Origin of the sequence: Actinomadura sp. 9N407 (assembly GCF_044326315.1) — a bacterium.
Taxonomy (GTDB): Bacteria; Actinomycetota; Actinomycetes; order Streptosporangiales; family Streptosporangiaceae; genus Spirillospora.
The window spans coordinates 206,263-223,711 of sequence record NZ_JBIRAW010000010.1; the positions used below are offsets into that span (position 1 = coordinate 206,263).

19 protein-coding genes are annotated in these 17,449 nt (G+C 70.5%); 17 read left to right on the forward strand and 2 right to left on the reverse strand.

Annotated features, from left to right (window positions below; translation table 11 throughout):
• Positions 1 to 171 precede the first annotated feature (171 nt).
• On the reverse strand, positions 172 to 489 hold the full coding sequence (locus ACH34Q_RS18380) for a PLDc N-terminal domain-containing protein (RefSeq protein ID WP_395984169.1): 318 nt from the start codon (positions 487 to 489) through the stop codon (positions 172 to 174).
• Positions 490 to 602: 113 nt separating this feature from the next.
• On the opposite strand from ACH34Q_RS18380, the gene ACH34Q_RS18385 reads away from it, so the two are divergent.
• Together ACH34Q_RS18385 and ACH34Q_RS18390 are read left to right on the forward strand one after the other, a co-directional pair.
• Positions 603 to 1,577, forward strand: a complete 975-nt coding sequence (locus ACH34Q_RS18385; RefSeq protein ID WP_395984170.1) for a hypothetical protein — start codon at positions 603 to 605, stop codon at positions 1,575 to 1,577.
• A 109-nt stretch (positions 1,578 to 1,686) separates the two neighbouring features.
• On the forward strand, positions 1,687 to 2,022 hold the full coding sequence (locus ACH34Q_RS18390) for a hypothetical protein (RefSeq protein ID WP_395984171.1): 336 nt from the start codon (positions 1,687 to 1,689) through the stop codon (positions 2,020 to 2,022).
• A 144-nt stretch (positions 2,023 to 2,166) separates the two neighbouring features.
• Here the strand turns inward: ACH34Q_RS18390 and ACH34Q_RS18395 are convergent, their stop codons facing one another.
• The gene (locus tag ACH34Q_RS18395) at positions 2,167 to 2,370 is read right to left on the reverse strand and encodes a BldC family transcriptional regulator (RefSeq protein ID WP_021593176.1); all 204 of its coding nucleotides are present in this window, start codon (positions 2,368 to 2,370) and stop codon (positions 2,167 to 2,169) included.
• Between the two features lie 303 nt (positions 2,371 to 2,673).
• On the opposite strand from ACH34Q_RS18395, the gene ACH34Q_RS18400 reads away from it, so the two are divergent.
• The 15 genes from ACH34Q_RS18400 to nuoK all read left to right on the forward strand — a co-directional run bounded on the left by ACH34Q_RS18400 (position 2,674) and on the right by nuoK (position 17,441).
• Complete coding sequence (locus tag ACH34Q_RS18400) at positions 2,674 to 3,702, forward strand: threonine/serine dehydratase (RefSeq protein ID WP_395984172.1); 1,029 nt, start codon at positions 2,674 to 2,676, stop codon at positions 3,700 to 3,702.
• Positions 3,703 to 3,714: 12 nt separating this feature from the next.
• Positions 3,715 to 3,954 carry a DUF4229 domain-containing protein gene (locus ACH34Q_RS18405; RefSeq protein WP_395984173.1) on the forward strand — a complete coding sequence of 80 codons (240 nt, stop codon included), beginning with the start codon at positions 3,715 to 3,717 and terminating at the stop codon, positions 3,952 to 3,954.
• A gap of 92 nt (positions 3,955 to 4,046) precedes the next feature.
• A complete protein-coding gene (locus ACH34Q_RS18410; protein WP_395984174.1) occupies positions 4,047 to 4,748 on the forward strand; it encodes a demethylmenaquinone methyltransferase in 702 nt (233 codons plus the stop codon).
• Positions 4,749 to 4,896: 148 nt separating this feature from the next.
• Positions 4,897 to 6,153, forward strand: a complete 1,257-nt coding sequence (locus tag ACH34Q_RS18415; protein ID WP_395984175.1) for a geranylgeranyl reductase family protein — start codon at positions 4,897 to 4,899, stop codon at positions 6,151 to 6,153.
• A gap of 309 nt (positions 6,154 to 6,462) precedes the next feature.
• On the forward strand, positions 6,463 to 6,822 hold the full coding sequence (locus tag ACH34Q_RS18420) for an NADH-quinone oxidoreductase subunit A (protein ID WP_395984176.1): 360 nt from the start codon (positions 6,463 to 6,465) through the stop codon (positions 6,820 to 6,822).
• A 19-nt stretch (positions 6,823 to 6,841) separates the two neighbouring features.
• On the forward strand, positions 6,842 to 7,396 hold the full coding sequence (locus tag ACH34Q_RS18425) for a NuoB/complex I 20 kDa subunit family protein (protein ID WP_395984177.1): 555 nt from the start codon (positions 6,842 to 6,844) through the stop codon (positions 7,394 to 7,396).
• Positions 7,393 to 8,166, forward strand: coding sequence for an NADH-quinone oxidoreductase subunit C (locus ACH34Q_RS18430; protein WP_395984178.1), 774 nt, complete (start codon positions 7,393 to 7,395; stop codon positions 8,164 to 8,166). Before ACH34Q_RS18425 ends, ACH34Q_RS18430 begins: the two co-directional genes overlap by 4 nt.
• Positions 8,163 to 9,512, forward strand: a complete 1,350-nt coding sequence (locus ACH34Q_RS18435; RefSeq protein ID WP_395984179.1) for an NADH-quinone oxidoreductase subunit D — start codon at positions 8,163 to 8,165, stop codon at positions 9,510 to 9,512. Before ACH34Q_RS18430 ends, ACH34Q_RS18435 begins: the two co-directional genes overlap by 4 nt.
• A 91-nt stretch (positions 9,513 to 9,603) precedes the next feature.
• Positions 9,604 to 10,482 (forward strand): NADH-quinone oxidoreductase subunit NuoE, encoded by an 879-nt coding sequence (gene nuoE / locus ACH34Q_RS18440; RefSeq protein ID WP_395984180.1) that lies wholly within the window; start codon positions 9,604 to 9,606, stop codon positions 10,480 to 10,482.
• Positions 10,479 to 11,780 carry an NADH-quinone oxidoreductase subunit NuoF gene (gene nuoF, locus ACH34Q_RS18445; RefSeq protein ID WP_395984181.1) on the forward strand — a complete coding sequence of 434 codons (1,302 nt, stop codon included), beginning with the start codon at positions 10,479 to 10,481 and terminating at the stop codon, positions 11,778 to 11,780. The genes nuoE and nuoF overlap by 4 nt, the downstream gene beginning before the upstream one ends.
• A complete protein-coding gene (locus ACH34Q_RS18450; RefSeq protein WP_395984182.1) occupies positions 11,777 to 14,278 on the forward strand; it encodes an NADH-quinone oxidoreductase subunit G in 2,502 nt (833 codons plus the stop codon). The genes nuoF and ACH34Q_RS18450 overlap by 4 nt, the downstream gene beginning before the upstream one ends.
• A complete protein-coding gene (gene nuoH / locus ACH34Q_RS18455; RefSeq protein ID WP_395984183.1) occupies positions 14,275 to 15,654 on the forward strand; it encodes an NADH-quinone oxidoreductase subunit NuoH in 1,380 nt (459 codons plus the stop codon). The genes ACH34Q_RS18450 and nuoH overlap by 4 nt, the downstream gene beginning before the upstream one ends.
• Positions 15,641 to 16,204: an NADH-quinone oxidoreductase subunit NuoI gene (gene nuoI, locus ACH34Q_RS18460; protein WP_395984184.1), complete on the forward strand. Its 564-nt coding sequence runs from the start codon at positions 15,641 to 15,643 to the stop codon at positions 16,202 to 16,204. The genes nuoH and nuoI overlap by 14 nt, the downstream gene beginning before the upstream one ends.
• Positions 16,201 to 17,145 (forward strand): NADH-quinone oxidoreductase subunit J, encoded by a 945-nt coding sequence (locus tag ACH34Q_RS18465; protein ID WP_395984185.1) that lies wholly within the window; start codon positions 16,201 to 16,203, stop codon positions 17,143 to 17,145. The genes nuoI and ACH34Q_RS18465 overlap by 4 nt, the downstream gene beginning before the upstream one ends.
• Positions 17,142 to 17,441, forward strand: a complete 300-nt coding sequence (nuoK, locus tag ACH34Q_RS18470) for an NADH-quinone oxidoreductase subunit NuoK (RefSeq protein ID WP_395984186.1) — start codon at positions 17,142 to 17,144, stop codon at positions 17,439 to 17,441. The genes ACH34Q_RS18465 and nuoK overlap by 4 nt, the downstream gene beginning before the upstream one ends.
• Positions 17,442 to 17,449 lie beyond the last annotated feature (8 nt).

Sequence of the window (17,449 nt, forward strand, 5' to 3'; positions counted from 1 at the left end):
GCCTGACCAACTCGCACGCCTGACCACGGCCGCGTAACCATCACCGCGTCGCGGCCTCACGTTGACTCGTGGCGAGTTCGCCTTCAAGGCCGACGCCAGGGGCGAACTCGCCACGAGTCAACCTAGCCATGAGCCAAGCAGGGCGTGCAGGGTGCGCCGGGAGGCGGCCCGCTAGTCGCCCTCCTGGAGGCGGCGCTCCAGATCGCGCAGGAACGCCGGATCGTCATCGGGCCCCTTCGGGGGCTCGGCGGACGGTCCGGGCGAGCCGGGCGCGCCGGCCGAAGGCCCCGCGACCTGCCGTCCCTCCGGGCCGCGCACCCGGCCGAGTGCGAGCCACAGCAGGGCCCCGGGCAGCAGCCCGAGCAGCACGACCAGGAACCAGCCGAACTTGGGCAGGTGGCGGACGCCTGACTCGTCGGTGGTGAGCACGTCGAAGAGCGCGAACACCCACACTCCGATCAGGATGAGCGAGAGCAGCACATACGCCATGCCCCGAGGGTAGACGGTGACAGATGGGGATGACGCGGTGTCGGCTCACGGCTTACTCTGCTGCGAGGGTCCTGACGCTCGATGGGATACGGGCCCGCTGACAGAGGAGCCCGATGCGCTTCAAAGGCATCCACCGCCGGCCGCGCGACATGAGGGACGACGCGTACGCGCCCTCGCCGCCCGAATCCGGGCAGCGGCCGGAGCGGCGGCGGTTGCGGCCGCGCATGGGCAGGCCGCGCGACCGGTTCGGCCGGTTCCGCCGGGTGGGGCGCGACGACCTCCCCGCGCCACGCAGAGGCTCCGACGCGCACAGTGGTTCCGACACACGCACGGACGGCGACATCGTGCCGAGCGTTCCCGATGGCCGGCACAGGCGTCCCGGAGCGCGGCCCGACGCCCCTCGTGCGCGCGACTACTCCTGGCGTGACTTCGAGCTGGACGACGATCCGCTGCGCGCGGAGCCCCGTCCGCCGGACGCACCCTACGTGGCCGACGGGCTGCGCAACTGTGGCGTCCTGGAGGACGTCCTGCACCGGCAGTGGGACGCCCGGCAGGGCCCGCCGCCACCCGAGGTCGTCCGCGCCGTCGACAGCCTGGCCGCGCTGCCCGAGCAGCTGAAGGAGAAGCTGGCGAGCGGCCTGGAGGGCGTGTACGTCGGCCCCGGCGGCGTACCCCAGCTCGATGACATGGGGCACCTGCGCGACCGTCCGCTGCCCTCCGGCCGCGCCACCTGGGACATCTGCGCCGGCGCGTACGGCGACGGCAAGATCGTGGTGGGCGACCGGCCGTCGCCGACCCCGGACGTGATGATGCACGAGGTCGGGCACGCGCTCGACGACATCGACGGCGGGGACGGCGAGTGGCAGTCCGACAGCGTCGTGTTCCAGGCGCTGTACGACCAGTGCCGGCCCTTCCTCGCCAGCGAGTTCCACAAGCAGCCGGACGCGCTCGGCCGCCGGGAGTTCTTCGCCGACGCGTTCGCCGCGATCTCCGCCCGGCAGCGGCCCGCACTGGTCGATATGCTCGCGGGCAACATCCGGGTCGCGCTCGACGTGATGCTGTTCTTCAACCGCAGGTACGGAATCTGATGCGGGCCGGCGACCGAGACGCGACGGCGCCCGCCGGGCGGGGGCCGCGGGGGCCGGGGGCGGGTCCCCCGGAAGGTTCGAGGACGACCAGCACCGAAGGTGATCGACGATGTACGTGATCCGGCTACCCGACGGGACGCTCCGGGTCCCCCACAGCGTCCTGGCCGGCTCCGTGACGGGCACGGAAGCGGCGGGCACGGATGTGGCGGGGGATGTGGCGGCCACGGAGCCGACGGGTGCGGAGGAGGGGCTGATCATCGCCCAGGCCTACGTGGAGCTCCGGCCCGGCGATCCCGACTACGAGCGCTACCTCGACGGGTCCGTCACCGAGGAGGAGATGGCCGCCAAGCGGCGCCGGTGGCGGGACGAGGACGAGGACCTGGCCCGGGTGTTCGAGGAGTACAAGGCGGGCGAGGAGCACAAGGCGGGTAAGAGCGACGATTGACCGGGCGGATGACAGCGACCGGACGGATGACGCTGACCTGATGGATGACAGCGACCGGACCGATGACGCTGACCGGCGGGTGACCGAAATGAGCAGCCGGGGGGATGGCTGACCGGAGGACCTCCGGCGGGAGTGGGAAGCGGCTCAGCGCGCGGAGTGCTCGGCGACCGGCTCTTCCCCGCGCAGCAGCGCGTGCACCTCGGACTCGCGGAAGCGGCGGTGCCCACCTGGAGTACGAATGCTGCTGATCCGGCCGGCCGCGGCCCAGCGCGTGACCGTCTTCGGATCGACCCGGAAGAGGGCGGCGACCTCTCCGGGGGTCAGCAGGCGCTCGCTGGTGCTCTCCACTGTTTTCTCTCCCCCTTTGTCCCGCTCTCGGTGCGGGTGGACTGTTTCATAGTGTGGCGGGTCAAGACCGATTTCTCCCTTGTTTTCGGAAAAGATCACCGACCGTAGTGCCGCGAGCAGGGGAGATGACGCGAAGTTAACACCGTCTGCGACCCACTTGTCCCATTCGTCCCGGTAATGATCTCCCGTACCGGCCCCGAACGCCCGCCTGACGGCCAGCCGGACGGCCCGGACGGCCCGGACGAGACCTTCCACCGGCCCCTCCGCTCGGCACCGGCGGCCGGGACCGCATAGGCTCCTGACATGCCCGATCTTGTGTCGCTCGCGGAGATCGAGAAGGCGGCGGAGCGCCTGGCCGGGGTCGCGATCCGTACCCCGCTGGTGCCCTTCCCGCAGACGGACCCGGACCGCGAGCCCCTCCTGCTGGTGAAGGCGGAGTCGCTCCAGCCCATCGGCGCGTTCAAGCTGCGCGGCGCGTACGCGACGATGGCGGCGCTGCCACCGGAGGTGCGCGCACGCGGAGTCGTCGCGCACTCCAGCGGCAACCACGCGCAGGCCGTCGCGTACACGGCGCGCGCCCTCGGCGTACGGGCCGTCCTGGTCATCCCGCACACCACGCCCGCGGTGAAGGTCGACGCGTGCATCGCGCTCGGCGCCGAGGTCGTGTACGTGGAGCCGACGATGGAGGCCAGGACCGGGACCGCCGAGAAGCTCGCCGAGGCGCACGGCTTCACGCTGGTCCCGCCGTTCGACGACCCCCGGATCATCGCCGGCCAGGGCACCGTCGGGCTGGAGATCGTCCAGGACCGCCCGGACACCGAGGTGATCCTGGTCCCGATCAGCGGCGGCGGCCTGATCGCCGGGATCGCGGCGGCGGCCAAGCGGGTGAACCCGCTCATCAAGGTGATCGGGGTGGAGCCCGAGCTGGCCGCCGACGCCCGCGCTTCGCTGCTGGCCGGCCGCCCGGTGGCCTGGCCCGCCGAGGACACCGCCCGTACGAGCGCCGACGCCCTGCGCGCGCAGCGGGTCGGCGACCTGACGTTCGCGCACATCCGCGAGCTGGTGGACGACATCATCACGGTGAGCGAGGACGAGATCCAGCAGGCGGTGGGGCGGCTGGCCCGTGAGGTACGCCTCGTCGCCGAGCCGGGCGGCGCGGTCGCCACGGCGGCCTTCCTCTATCGCGGCGCCGAACTGCCGCCCGCGCGCACCTATGTCTCCATCCTGTCCGGCGGCAATGTGGACCCGTCGGTCCTGGCCCGGATCCTCACGGCTCAGACCAGCGGCTCCACGACTCAGCCCGGCGGCCCCACGGCTCAGACCGGCGGATAGACTCGAGGCGCCATGCGTTCCGTACTCTTCTACACCGCAGCGCGGTTCCTGATCTTCCTGGTCACGGCCGCGATCCTCGCCCTGTTCGGTGCCCGCGGGCTGCTGCTGCTCGCGCTGGCCGTGCTCATCAGCGGCGTCGTCAGCTTCGTCCTGCTCACGGGACAGCGCGACGCCATGTCGTCGGCGGTCGTCTCCGGTGTACGGTCACGCCGCGGCAAGTTCCAGCGCACCCGTACCAAGGAAGACGGCTAGAGCTCCGCCAGGTTCGAGCCCCATGCCAGGCACGACGGCCTAAGCTCCACGCCGTGTCGGGCCCGCCTCCACCGGACTCTTAGGGTGGGGGCATGACCCGCGCCTCTCTCGACAAGCAGCCCGCCGACGTCGCGGCAATGTTCGACCGCACCGCCGAGCGCTACGACCTGCTCAACAGCCTGATGACCGGTGCGCAGGACCGGCGCTGGCGCAAGGCGGTCGTACGGGCGGTGGACGCCAGGCCCGGCGAGCGGATCCTCGATCTCGCGGCCGGCACCGGGACCTCGTCGGTGCCGTTCGCCGAAGCCGGGGCCGACACCGTGGCCTGCGACTTCTCCCTCGGCATGCTGCGCGTCGGGGTGCGCAGGCAGGAGGGTGTGCGGCGGCTGAACTTCGTCGCCGGTGACGCGCTGCGGCTGCCGTTCGCGGACGGCTCGTTCGACGCGGTGACCATCTCCTTCGGGCTGCGGAACGTGTCCGACACCGAGGCCGCGCTGCGCGAGCTGCGCCGGGTCGCCAAGCCGGGCGGGCGGCTGCTGATCTGCGAGGTCAGCCATCCGCACAACGCGCTGCTGCGCGCCGGGCACCGCGCCCACCTGAAGGTGGGGCTGCCGACGCTGGCCCGGGTCAGCTCCAACCCCGACTCCTACACCTATCTCGCCGAGTCGACGCTCGCCTGGCCCGACCAGGCGACGCTGGCGCGGCGGATCCAGGCCGCCGGCTGGGACAGGGTGCGCTGGCGCGATCTCACGTTCGGGGTGGTGGCGCTGCATCACGCCGTCAATCCGGGCTGACCCCCAGGCGGCCGGTGCCGAACCCCCATTTCGGACCGGTCCAAAACCGAGGTGGTCGAGAGGTATCCAGAAACGGCCAAGAAGGAATAGACTCCCCTCCGGATCCTTGTGAAGTGCTTCACAAGCGAACGAGCTAAAGAGGAAAGCAGTGAGTGACACCACCCGGCAGGCCGACGTCATCGTCGTCGGGGCCGGACCCGCCGGGGCCTCCACCGCCTACTGGCTGGCCCAGTCCGGACTCAACGTCCTGCTGCTGGAGAAGGCCACCTTCCCGCGCGACAAGATCTGCGGCGACGGGCTGACCCCGCGCGCCGTCCGCGCCCTGATCTCCATGGGCGTCGACATCAACGCCCCCGGCTGGGCCCGCAACAAGGGGCTGCGCATCTACGGCGGCGGCGTCAAGGTCGAACTGCCCTGGCCCGAGCTGGCGAGCTTCCCCGACTACGGCCTGGTCCGTACCCGGATGGACCTCGACAGCCTGCTCGCCGAGCACGCCGCCAAGGCCGGCGCCCACCTGCTGCAGGGTTGCAACGTCACCGCCCCGATCCTGGACGCCCGGACCGACCGCATCATCGGCGTCCGGGCCAAGTACCAGGGCGAAGAGGTCGAGTTCCACGCCCCGCTCGTGGTGGCCGCCGACGGCGGCTCCACCCGGCTGTCGCTGGCGATGGGCCTGCAGCGGCGCGAGGACCGGCCGATGGGCGTCGCCGTACGGCGCTACTACGAGACCCCCCGCCACGACGACGAGTACATGGAGGCGTGGCTCGAACTCTGGGACGGGCAGCGCCTGCTCCCCGGGTACGGCTGGGTCTTCCCGGTCGGCGACGGCACCTCCAACGTCGGGCTCGGCCTGCTCAACACGAGCAAGGCGTTCCAGAACGTCGACTACCGCGGGATGCTCAAGCGCTGGTGCGCGAACATGCCCGAGGAGTGGCAGTTCGGTGAGGAGCACGCCACCGGTCCCGTCCGCGGCGCCGCGCTCCCGATGGGCTTCAACCGCCAGCCGCACTACACCCGCGGCATGCTGCTCGTCGGCGACGCCGGCGGCATGATCAACCCGTTCAACGGCGAGGGCATCGACTACGCGCTGGAGTCCGGCAAGCTGGCCGCCGAGATCATGGTGCAGGCCCTGGCCCGCCGCACGCCCGCGCAGCGCGAGCGGACCCTGTACGAGTACCCGCGCATCCTCAAGGACGAGCACGGCGGCTACTTCACCCTCGCCCGCGTCTTCGTGCAGGCCATCGGAGACCCACGGGTGATGAAGTTCCTCACCGCGCACGGCCTGCCGCATCCGACGCTGATGCGCTTCACCCTCAAACTGCTGGCCAACCTCACCGACCACCGCGGTGGCGACGCGATGGACCGTCTCATCAACGCCATGCAGAAGGTGGCGCCCACGGCATGAGCGGGGGACACGGTGTGAGCGGGCGGCGGCACGAGGGAGTGCTGGTTTCGTGAACGTGGGAAGGGGGCGTCTCAGGGCGCCCTGAACGTCAGCGGGGGCCGGACGAACACGCAGTCCAGACCCCCCGAGGGGAGTGCATTTGTTCACCTTGGCTAGGGTGGCGGACCGTGCTCGTGACAGAAGTCACGAGCGTGTAAAGGGGCACGCCGCCGAGGCGTGCCGGTCCGGCGCCGCGCGACGCCCCGCGCGGCACGTCACCGGGCGCGCCCCGTACAGCGTTGTACGTTCCGAGGAGAGGCAGTAGAGACGATGGATCTCTATGTTCCGATCATCGTGCTGGGGGTGCTGGCGTTCGCCTTCGCCGCCGGATCGGTGCTGATGGCCTCGCTGACCGGGCCCAAGCGATGGAACCGGGCGCGCCTGGACGCCTACGAATGCGGGATCGAGCCGACACCGCAGCCGGTGGGCGGCGGACGCTTTCCCGTGAAGTACTACCTGACGGCGATGCTGTTCATCGTCTTCGACATTGAGATCATCTTCCTGTACCCCTGGGCCGTCGCGTTCGACCGGATGGGGCTCTTCGGGCTGGTGGAGATGGTGCTGTTCATCCTTACCGTGCTGGTGGCGTACGCCTACATCTGGCGGCGCGGTGGTCTGGAGTGGGACTGATGAGGAAGGCGAGCGAGCCATGGGGCTAGAAGAGAAGCTCCCCAGCGGCTTCCTGCTGACCACGGTCGAGCAGGTCGCCGGCTGGGCGCGCAAGAGTTCGGTCTGGCCGGCCACCTTCGGGCTGGCCTGCTGCGCCATCGAGATGATGTCCGCCGGCGACCCCAGGCACGACTTCTCCCGCTGGGGGATGGAACGCGCCTCGGCCACGCCACGGCAGGCCGACCTGATGATCGTGGCGGGCCGGGTGAGCCAGAAGATGGCTCCGGTCCTGCGCCAGATCTACGACCAGATGACCGAGCCCAAGTGGGTCATCGCGATGGGCGTGTGCGCCTCTTCTGGCGGCATGTTCAACAACTACGCGATCGTCCAGGGCGTCGACCACATCGTTCCGGTGGACATCTATCTGCCCGGCTGCCCGCCGCGGCCCGAGATGCTGCTGGACGCGATCATGAAGCTGCACGACAAGATCCAGAACACCAAGCTGGGCGCGCAGCGCCAGGAGCAGATCGCCGAGCTGGAAGTGGCCAAGCGCCGCCAGCTCCCGCTGCTCGGCCAGTCCGGGGGTGTCTCATGAGCTCTCAGCACCCCGAGCAGAAGGCCGAGCAGGCCGCCGACCAGCTGCCCGCGCACACCGAAGAGGAGCGCCGGGAGCAGCCGGTCGCCCGGATGGGCATGTTCGGTGCCAAGACCACCGGCGACACCTCCGGGTACGGCGGGCTGGTCGTACGGCAGAGCCCCAAGGTGTCCACTCCCCGCCCGTACGGCGGCCCCGAGGGTGCCGCGGAGGCGGGCTCGTTCGACGAGATCGCCGACGAGCTGGAGCGGGCCCTGCGGGGGTCGTCCCCGGAGAAGGCACTGCCCGACTTCGGTGACGCGATCGAGCGGGTCGTGGTGGATCGCGGCGAGATGACGTTCTACGTCAGGCGCGAGCACCTGGAGACGGTCGCCCGCACGATGCGGGACGAGCCGACGCTGCGGTTCGAGCTGTGCAGCGGCGTCTCGGGCGTGCACTACCCGCAGGACACCGGCGCCGAGCTGCACGTGGCGATCCACCTGCTGTCGATCACCCACAACCGGCGGGTGCGCCTCGAGGCCACCTGCCCCGACGCGGACCCGCACGTCCCGTCGGTCGTCGCGGTGTACCCGACCGCCGACTGGCACGAGCGGGAGACCTACGACTTCTTCGGGATCGTGTTCGACGGGCACCCGGCGCTGACGCGCATCGAGATGCCCGACGACTGGGTGGGCCATCCGCAGCGCAAGGACTACCCCCTCGGCGGCATCCCCGTCGAGTACCGCGGCGCCGAGATCCCGCCGCCGGACGAGCGGAGGTCGTACACATGAGTCCTTCCACTAAGTACACCGAGTACGACGCCTACGCCGCTGACGAGGCGGCCGAGGGCAAGGTCTTCGACGTCTCGGGCCAGGACTGGGACCAGGTCGTGTCCGGTGCCGACGATGTCGGCGACGAGCGCATGGTCATCAACATGGGGCCGCAGCACCCGTCCACGCACGGCGTGCTGCGGATCATCCTGACGCTCGACGGCGAGACGGTGAACGAGGCCCGGGTGGGCATCGGCTACCTGCACACCGGCATCGAGAAGAACATGGAGTTCCGGACCTGGACCCAGGGCACCACGTTCTGCACCCGGATGGACTACCTGGCGCCGATCTTCAACGAGACGGCGTTCTGCCTGGGCGTGGAGCGGCTGCTGGGGATCGAGGACCGGATCCCGGAGCGGGCGTCCATCATCCGGGTGATGATGATGGAGCTCAACCGGATCTCCTCGCATCTGGTGGCGATCGCCACGTTCGGCCTGGAGCTGGGCGCGACCACGGTCATGCTCAACGGGTTCATCGAGCGCGAGTACACCCTTGACCTCTTCGAGGAGATCACGGGCCTGCGGATGAACATGGCGTACGTGCGGCCGGGCGGGGTGGCCCAGGATCTGCCGAGCGGCGCGCTCAGCAAGGTCGAGGACTACCTGGAGCGGATGCCCAAGCGGCTGCTGGCGCTGCGCAAGCTGATGGACGAGAACCCCGTCTACCTGGCGCGGACCAAGGACGTCGCGTACCTGGACCTCACCGGCTGCATGGCGCTGGGCATCACCGGACCGGTGCTGCGCTCGACCGGCATCCCGTGGGACCTGCGCAAGTCGCAGCCGTACTGCGGGTACGAGACCTACGACTTCGAGACCGCCACCCAGACGGGCAGCGACGTGTACGCGCGCTACCTGGTCCGGATGGCGGAGATGGACGAGTCGCTGAAGATCGTCCAGCAGTGCGTGGAGCGGCTGCGGACGGTCAAGGGCCCGGTGATGATCGAGGACAAGAAGATCGGCTGGCCGGCCCAGCTGGCGATCGGCGCGGACGGGATGGGCAACTCGCCCCGGCACATCGCGCACATCATGGGGACCTCGATGGAGGCCCTGATCCACCACTTCAAGCTGGTGACCGAGGGCTTCCGGGTCCCGGCGGGGCAGGCGTACGTGCCGATCGAGTCGCCGCGCGGCGAGATGGCCGCTCATGTGGTGAGCGACGGCGGGACCCGCCCGTTCCGGGTGCACTTCCGCGATCCGTCGTTCACCAACCTGCAGGCCGTGCCCGCGATGTGCGAGGGCGGAATGATCGCTGACGTGATCGCAGCGGTCGCGAGTCTCGACCCGGTGATGGGAGGCGTGGACCGATGAGGTATCCGCAGCTTCCGTTCGGCGGAATGATCGCTCCGAGCTCATGCGCGGCGGTCGCGAGTCTCGACCCGGTGATGGGGGGTGTGGACCGATGACGAACGAGCAGGCGGCCGCCACTGAGGCGGCCCAGGTGGAGAACGCCCAGGTGGGGAACGCCCGAGTAGCGAACACGCCGTACGAGCCGGCGGAGCGCGAGCGGCTGGAGCGGGACGCGAAGGAGATCATCGCCCGCTATCCCAAGCCGCGCTCGGCGCTGCTGCCGATGCTGCACCTGGTGCAGGCGGTGGACGGGTACGTGTCGCAGCGCGGGATCCGGTTCTGCGCCGAGACGCTCGACATCACGCCCGCGCAGGTGACGGGCGTCGCGACGTTCTACACGATGTACAAGCGCGAGCCGGTCGGGGAGTACCACGTCGGCGTCTGCATCAACACGCTGTGCGCGATCATGGGCGGCGACCAGATCTGGTCCGAGGTGAGCGAGCATCTGGGCATCGGTCACGACGAGGCGACCCCGGACGGCGCGGTCAGCCTGGAGCGGATCGAGTGCAACGCGGCCTGCGACTTCGCGCCGGTGATGACGGTCAACTGGGAGCTGTTCGACGACATGACTCCCGCGAAGGCCAAGGAGCTGGTGGACGACCTGCGCGCGAGTAAGGCTGGTCAGTCGGGTAAGCAAGTGCTTCCGTCCCGTGGCCCGTCGTCGATGTGCTCGTGGAAGGACGCCTCGCGCGTCCTGGCCGGGTTCCCCGACGGGCGCGCGCACGAGGGCGTCCAGGCGGGGCCGCGTTCGCTGGTCGGCCTGGAACTGGCCAAGCAGCGCGGCTGGGAGGCTCCGGCCACCGAGGCCGACCGCGACAGGCCGCACGAGCCCGTACGGCCCGGCGAGGTCACCGACCCGCCGCCGAACGAGCCCGGCAAGCCCATCGGCGGCTCGGTCAAGCCCGGTTCGCAGGAGGGCCGCAACCAATGACCACGCTCACCCCCATCCTCACGAAGGAATGGGACAAGGCCGACTCGTTCACCATGGCGGGGTACGAGCGCGCGGGCGGTTACCGCGCGCTGCGCACGGCGTTCGGCATGGCCCAGGACGACATCATCCAGGCCGTCAAGGACTCCGGGCTCCGGGGCCGCGGCGGTGCGGGCTTCCCCACCGGCATGAAGTGGGGCTTCATCCCGCAGGGTGACGGCAAGCCGCACTACCTGGTGGTGAACGCCGACGAGTCCGAGCCGGGCACGTGCAAGGACATCCCGCTGATGATGGCGAACCCGCACGTGCTCATCGAGGGCATCGTGATCAGCTCGTTCGCGATCCGGGCCAACCAGGCGTTCATCTACGTGCGCGGCGAGGTCCTGCACGTGGTGCGCCGGCTGCAGCAGGCGGTCGCGGAGGCGTACGAGGCGGGCTTCCTCGGCAGGGACATCCTCGGCTCCGGGTTCGACCTGGAACTGGTCGTGCACACCGGCGCGGGGGCCTACATCTGCGGCGAGGAGACGGCGCTGCTGGACTCCCTCGAGGGGTATCGCGGCCAACCGAGACTCAAGCCTCCCTTTCCCGCCGTCGCGGGCCTGTACGGCGGTCCCACTGTCATCAACAACGTCGAGTCGATCGCCTCGGTTCCCTCGATCATCGGGAACGGGCCGGAATGGTTCGCCTCGATGGGCACCGAGAAGTCCCAGGGGTACGGGATCTTCTCGCTGTCGGGGCACGTGACCGAGCCGGGCCAGTACGAGGCGCCGCTGGGCATCACGCTGCGCGAGCTGCTCGAGATGGCGGGCGGGATCCGGGCGGGGCACCGGCTGAAGTTCTGGACGCCGGGCGGCTCGTCCACTCCGATCTTCACCGACGAGCACCTGGACGTTCCGCTGGACTTCGAGTCCGTGGGCGCCGCCGGGTCCATGCTCGGTACGCGGGCACTGCAGATCTTCGACGAGACGACCTGCGTCGTCCGCGCCGTGCTGCGCTGGTCGGAGTTCTACGCGCACGAGTCGTGCGGCAAGTGCACGCCGTGCCGCGAAGGCACGTACTGGTACAAGCAGATGCTCAAGCGGCTGGAGGCCGGCCAGGGCGAGGAGAAGGACCTGGACACGCTCCTGGACCTGTCCGACAACATCCTCGGCAAGTCGTTCTGCGCGCTGGGCGACGGCGCGACCAGCCCGGTCGTCTCGTCCATCAAGCTGTTCCGCGACGAGTACCTGCGCCACTTCGAGCTGGGCGGCTGTCCCTTCGACCCGGCCGCCTCCACCCTCTGGGGAGGTGCGACCAAGTGACCGTGACCAAGGACGAGAAGGCGCTCGAGAAGGCCGTGGAGATGATCGCGGTCACGATCGACGGCTTCGAGATCGAGGTGCCCAAGGGCACGCTGATCATCCGGGCCGCCGAGCTGCTGGGCATCCAGATCCCGCGGTTCTGCGACCACCCGCTGCTGGACCCGATCGGGGCCTGCCGGCAGTGCATGGTGGAGATCCCCGACGCCGGCAACGGGCGGGGCATGCCCAAGCCGCAGGCGTCCTGCACGACCACCGTGATGCCGGGCATGGTCATCAAGACCCAGCTCACCTCGCCGGTGGCCGACAAGGCCCAGCACGGCGTGATGGAGCTGCTGCTCATCAACCACCCGCTGGACTGCCCGGTCTGCGACAAGGGCGGCGAGTGCCCGCTGCAGAACCAGGCGATGTCGAACGGGCGGGGTGAGACGCGCTTCGTCGAGGCCAAGCGGACGTTCCCCAAACCGATCCCGCTGTCCAGCCAGGTGCTGCTCGACCGCGAGCGCTGCATCCAGTGCGCCCGCTGCACCCGGTTCTCCGACCAGATCGCCGGGGACGCGTTCATCGACCTGTTCGAGCGCGGCGCCAAGGAGCAGATCGGGGTCGCCGAGGACAAGCCGTTCCAGTCCTACTTCTCCGGCAACACCGTGCAGATCTGCCCGGTCGGCGCGCTGACCGGCGCGGCGTACCGGTTCCGGTCCCGTCCGTTCGACCTGGTGTCGACGCCGAGCGCCTGCGAGCACTGCGCGTCCGGCTGCGCGCTGCGCACCGACCACCGGCGCGGCAAGATCACGCGCCGGCTGGCCGGGGACGACCCGGAGGTCAACGAGGAGTGGAACTGCGACAAGGGCCGGTGGGCGTTCACCTACGGCACCCGTCCCGACCGGCTCACGCACCCGCTGGTCCGCAATGAGGACGGTGTCCTGGAGGCCGCGTCCTGGCCCGAGGCGCTGACCATCGCGGCCAAGGGCCTGGAAGCCGGACGAGCCCAGGGCGCCGGGGTTCTGACCGGCGGCCGTCCGACGCTCGAGGACGCCTACGCGTACGCCAAGTTCGCCCGGATCGCGCTCGGCACGAACGACATCGACTTCCGCGCCCGGGCGCACTCGCGTGAGGAGGCCGAGTTCCTGGCCTCCTCGGTGGCGGGACGCCCGATCGAGGTGACCTACTCCGATCTGGAGAAGGCGCCCGCGGTGCTGCTCGCCGGCTTCGAGCCGGAGGAGGAGTCGCCGATCGTCTTCCTGCGGCTGCGCAAGGCGTCCCGCAAGGGACTGAAGGTCTTCTCGGTCGCCCCGTTCGCGACCCGCGGCCTGGCGAAGGTCGGCGGCACGCTGCTGCCGGCGCTGCCGGGTGCCGAGGCCGAAGTGCTCGGCGGCCTGGTCGCCGACGGCCAGCGCGACCCCGCCCGTGAGGCGCTGGAGTCGCCCGGTGCGGTGATCCTGGTCGGCGAGCGGCTGGCCGGCAGCCCTGGCGCGCTGTCCAGCGTGATCCGGCTGTCCCAGGTCACCGGCGCCCGGCTGGCCTGGGTGCCGCGCCGGGCCGGTGAACGCGGCGCGCTGGAGGCCGGGGCACTGCCCGGGCTGCTGCCGATCGGCCGCCCGGCCACCGACCCGGAGGCGCGCGCCGAGGTGGCCCGCGCCTGGTCGGTCGCCGAACTGCCCGCCGCTCCCGGCCGGGACGGCGCGGCCATCGTCGCGGCCGGTGCCGCCGGCGAGCTGGGCGCGCTGCTGGTCGGCGGCGTCGACCCGTACGACCTGCCCGACCCCGAGGCGATGCTCGCGGCGCTGGAGGCCACCCCGTTCGTGGTGAGCCTGGAGCAGCGGGTCAGCGCGGTCACCGACCGCGCCGACGTGGTGCTGCCGGTCGCGGCCGTCGCGGAGAAGTCCGGGACGTTCGTCGACTGGGAGGGCCGCGGCCGCCCGTTCGACACCGTGCTGAAGTCCGCCGGGCGGATGTCGGACCTGCGGGTCCTGGACGCCCTGGCCGGCGAGATGGACGTGCACCTCGGGCTGCCGGGACCGGAGGCCGCCAAGCGCGAGCTGTCCGGGCTCGGCGCGTACCGGGGCGAGCGGCCCGCCGCACCGAGCGCGACGCAGGGCGTCGTGCCGCAGCCCGGCGCCGGCGAGGCACTGCTGGCCAGCTGGCGGATGCTGCTCGACCAGGGCCGCATGCAGGACGGCGAGCCCTACCTGGCCGGTACGGCCAAGCCCGTGGTGGCGCGGCTGTCGCCCGCCACCGCCGCCGAGATCGGCGCCATCGGAACCTACTCCGGAAGCACGGGCGCCGGCGACGAGGGCACGGCCGCCACCGTGACGGCCGGGACGGTCACCGTCACGGTCAGCGCCGGGCGCGGCGAGGTGACGCTCCCGCTGGAGATCACCCCGGACCTGCCCGACCGCGTGGTCTGGCTGCCGGGCGACTCCGCCGGCTGCGCGCTGTACCGCGACCTGGGCGTGACCGCCGGAAGCGTGGTCAAGATCTCCACCGGAGGCGCGTCATGAGCGTGAGCATGCCGGCCGTACTCGCGGCCGCGCCGCCCGATCCCACCCTGGAGTCCTTCGGCCGGGACCCGTGGTGGCTGGTCGGCGGCAAGGTCCTGGTGATCTTCGTCTTCCTGGTCCTCACCGTGCTGATGACGATGTGGATCGAGCGCCGGGTGATCGGCCGGATGCAGCTGCGCGTCGGTCCCAACCGGACCGGCCCGTTCGGGCTGCTGCAGGGCCTGGCCGACGGCGTCAAGCTGGCGCTCAAGGAGGACATCGTCCCCCGCCAGGTCGACAAGCTCGTGTTCGTGCTGGCCCCGGTCATCGCGGCCGTCCCGGCGTTCATCTCGTTCATCATCATCCCGTTCGGTCCGACCGTGTCGGTCTTCGGCCACCACACGCCGCTGCAGGGCACCGACCTTCCGGTCGCGGTCCTGCTGGTGCTGGCGATGTCGTCGATGGGCGTGTACGGGATCGTGCTGGCCGGCTGGTCGTCGATGTCGCCGTACTCGCTGCTGGGCGGGCTCCGCTCGTCCGCGCAGGTGATCTCGTACGAGATCGCGATGGGCCTGTCGTTCGTGGCGGTGTTCCTGTTCGCCGGGACGATGTCGACCAGCGGGATCGTCAACGCGCAGGCCGACCGCTGGTTCGTGCTGCTGCTGCTCCCGTCCTTCGTGATCTACGTGATCACGATGATGGGCGAGTCCAACCGGATCCCGTTCGACCTCCCCGAGGGCGAGGGCGAGCTGGTCGGCGGCTTCCACACCGAGTACTCGTCGCTGAAGTTCGCGATGTTCTTCCTGGCCGAGTACATCAACCTGGCGACGCTGTCGGCGCTGGCGACGACCCTGTTCCTGGGCGGCTGGCGCGCACCCGCGCCGATCTCCACGTTCTGGGAGGGCGCCAACCACGGCTGGTGGCCGGTGCTGTGGTTCATCGTGAAGATGGGGCTGTTCATCTTCTTCTTCATCTGGCTGCGCGGCTCGCTGCCGCGGGTCCGCTACGACCAGCTGATGAAGCTCGGCTGGAAGGTCCTGATGCCGGTGTCGCTCGGCTGGATCATGCTGGTCGCCACGGTCCGCGCGTTCCAGCTCGAGGGCTACGACATGCGGCAGATCATGCTGTACGGCGCGATCGCCGCGGGCGTGGTGCTGGCCGCCACGGTCCTGTGGGAGATCATGCGCGGCGACGGCGACAAGGACAAGGAGATCGTCCCGGGCGTGGGCACGGGAACGGCTCCGGGTACGGGTGTCGCGGGCGCAGGCGCGACCGCCGCACCCTCCCCGGTGGGCTCTTTCCCCGTACCGCCGATGGACGCCCCGCACTACCACGGCAGCCGCGCGCAGGCGTCGCAGCCGGTCACGCGTGAGGAGGTCGGAAGTGGGACTCACTGACTTCCTGAACCCGGTCAAGGGTTTCGGGGTCTCGTTCCATCAGATGTTCATGAAGAGCGAGACCGTCCAGTACCCCGAGGTGAAGAAGCCGACGGCCCCGCGCTTCCACGGCCGGCACCAGCTCAACCGCTGGCCGGACGGGCTGGAGAAGTGCATCGGCTGCGAGCTGTGCGCCTGGGCCTGTCCGGCCGACGCGATCTTCGTGGAAGGCGCCGACAACTCCGACGAGGAGCGCTACTCTCCCGGCGAGCGGTACGGGCGGATCTACCAGATCAACTACCTGCGCTGCATCCTGTGCGGGCTGTGCATCGAGGCGTGCCCCACCCGGGCGCTCACGATGACGAACGAGTACGAGCTGGCCGACGACAGCCGCGAGAGCCTGATCTACACCAAGGACATGCTGCTGGCGCCGCTGCGCGAGGGCATGGAGACGCCGCCGCACGAGATGCGCCTGGGCGAGACCGAGGAGGACTACTACCGCCTCGGCCTGCAGTCCGACGAGGGCCCCGACAAGGGCGCGGCCACGGCGGAGAGAGGTGAGTCCAAGTGAGTCCGGAGGTGGTGGCGGCGCAGGTCGCCGACGCCCAGCCGGGAGAGCCGTTCATCTTCTGGATGCTGGCGATCGTGTCGGTCTGCGCCGCGCTCGGCATGATCTTCACGCGCAAGGCGGTGCACTCGGCGCTGATGCTGGCGACCGTGATGCTGTCGCTGGCCGCGCTGTACGCCGTGCAGGGCGCGCCGTTCCTGGCCTTCGTCCAGGTGATCGTCTACACCGGCGCGGTGCTGATGCTCTTCCTGTTCGTGATGATGCTGGTCGGGGTGAGCTCCACCGACTCGCTGGTGGAGACGATCCGGGGCCAGCGGCTCTGGGCGACGATCGCCGCGCTGGGCTTCCTGGTCCTGCTGGGCGCCGGCTTCGGCAACGCGGCGCTGTCGGACTCGGCGGGGCTCGCGGCGGCCAACGGCGACGGCGGCAACGTCGTCGGGCTGGCGCGGCTGCTGTTCGGCAAGTACGTGTTCGCCTTCGAGGCCACCAGCGCGCTGCTGATCACGGCGGCGCTGGGCGCGATGGTGCTGGCGCACCGCGAGCGCACCACCCCGAAGCCGACGCAGCGCGACCTGTCCGTGCAGCGGTTCGCGTCCGGTACGCACCCGGGCCCGCTGCCCGGCCCCGGGACCTACGCCCGGCACAACGCGGTCGACATGCCCGCGCTGCTGCCCGACGGCAGCATCTCGGAGCTGTCGATCAACCCGGTCATCGCGGCCCGTACCGACACCATCGAGCGGCACGCCGACCTGTACGGCGAGACCGAGGAGCACGCGTTGGAGCAGGACGTGGCCCGGGTCAAGGCCGTGACGGAACAGGCGAAGGACGCCGGCCCCGGGGCGGAGTCCCGTGAGGTCAAGGCCGGCACCCCGGTCGAGGGTGGCGCCGAGGGCGGCACCGACTCCGCCGCCTCCTCCGCGACCGAAGGCGAGGGCGGTCAATGAGTCCGGGGCACTACCTGGCGCTCTCGGCGATCCTGTTCACCATCGGCGCCGTCGGCGTGCTCGTACGCCGCAACGCGCTCGTGGTGTTCATGTGCGTCGAGCTCATGCTCAACGCGACCAACCTGGCATTCGTGACGTTCGCCCGGATGCACGGCAACCTCGACGGGCAGATCATCGCGTTCTTCGTGATGGTGGTGGCCGCGGCGGAGGTCGTGGTCGGCCTGGCGATCATCATGACCATCTTCCGGACCCGCAGGTCCTCGTCGGTCGACGACGCGAACCTGCTGAAGTACTGAGAGGCCAG

Coding starts and splice junctions, on each gene's coding strand:
- ACH34Q_RS18420 (WP_395984176.1), top strand. CDS start 6,463: ATGGATCTCTATGTTCCGATCATCGTGCTGGGGGTGCTGGCGTTCGCC.
- nuoF (WP_395984181.1), top strand. CDS start 10,479: ATGACCACGCTCACCCCCATCCTCACGAAGGAATGGGACAAGGCCGAC.
- nuoK (WP_395984186.1), top strand. CDS start 17,142: ATGAGTCCGGGGCACTACCTGGCGCTCTCGGCGATCCTGTTCACCATC.
- ACH34Q_RS18390 (WP_395984171.1), top strand. CDS start 1,687: ATGTACGTGATCCGGCTACCCGACGGGACGCTCCGGGTCCCCCACAGC.
- ACH34Q_RS18385 (WP_395984170.1), top strand. CDS start 603: ATGCGCTTCAAAGGCATCCACCGCCGGCCGCGCGACATGAGGGACGAC.
- ACH34Q_RS18435 (WP_395984179.1), top strand. CDS start 8,163: ATGAGTCCTTCCACTAAGTACACCGAGTACGACGCCTACGCCGCTGAC.
- ACH34Q_RS18430 (WP_395984178.1), top strand. CDS start 7,393: ATGAGCTCTCAGCACCCCGAGCAGAAGGCCGAGCAGGCCGCCGACCAG.
- nuoH (WP_395984183.1), top strand. CDS start 14,275: ATGAGCGTGAGCATGCCGGCCGTACTCGCGGCCGCGCCGCCCGATCCC.
- nuoE (WP_395984180.1), top strand. CDS start 9,604: ATGACGAACGAGCAGGCGGCCGCCACTGAGGCGGCCCAGGTGGAGAAC.
- ACH34Q_RS18405 (WP_395984173.1), top strand. CDS start 3,715: ATGCGTTCCGTACTCTTCTACACCGCAGCGCGGTTCCTGATCTTCCTG.
- ACH34Q_RS18400 (WP_395984172.1), top strand. CDS start 2,674: ATGCCCGATCTTGTGTCGCTCGCGGAGATCGAGAAGGCGGCGGAGCGC.
- ACH34Q_RS18380 (WP_395984169.1), bottom strand. CDS start 489: ATGGCGTATGTGCTGCTCTCGCTCATCCTGATCGGAGTGTGGGTGTTC.
- ACH34Q_RS18425 (WP_395984177.1), top strand. CDS start 6,842: ATGGGGCTAGAAGAGAAGCTCCCCAGCGGCTTCCTGCTGACCACGGTC.
- ACH34Q_RS18410 (WP_395984174.1), top strand. CDS start 4,047: ATGACCCGCGCCTCTCTCGACAAGCAGCCCGCCGACGTCGCGGCAATG.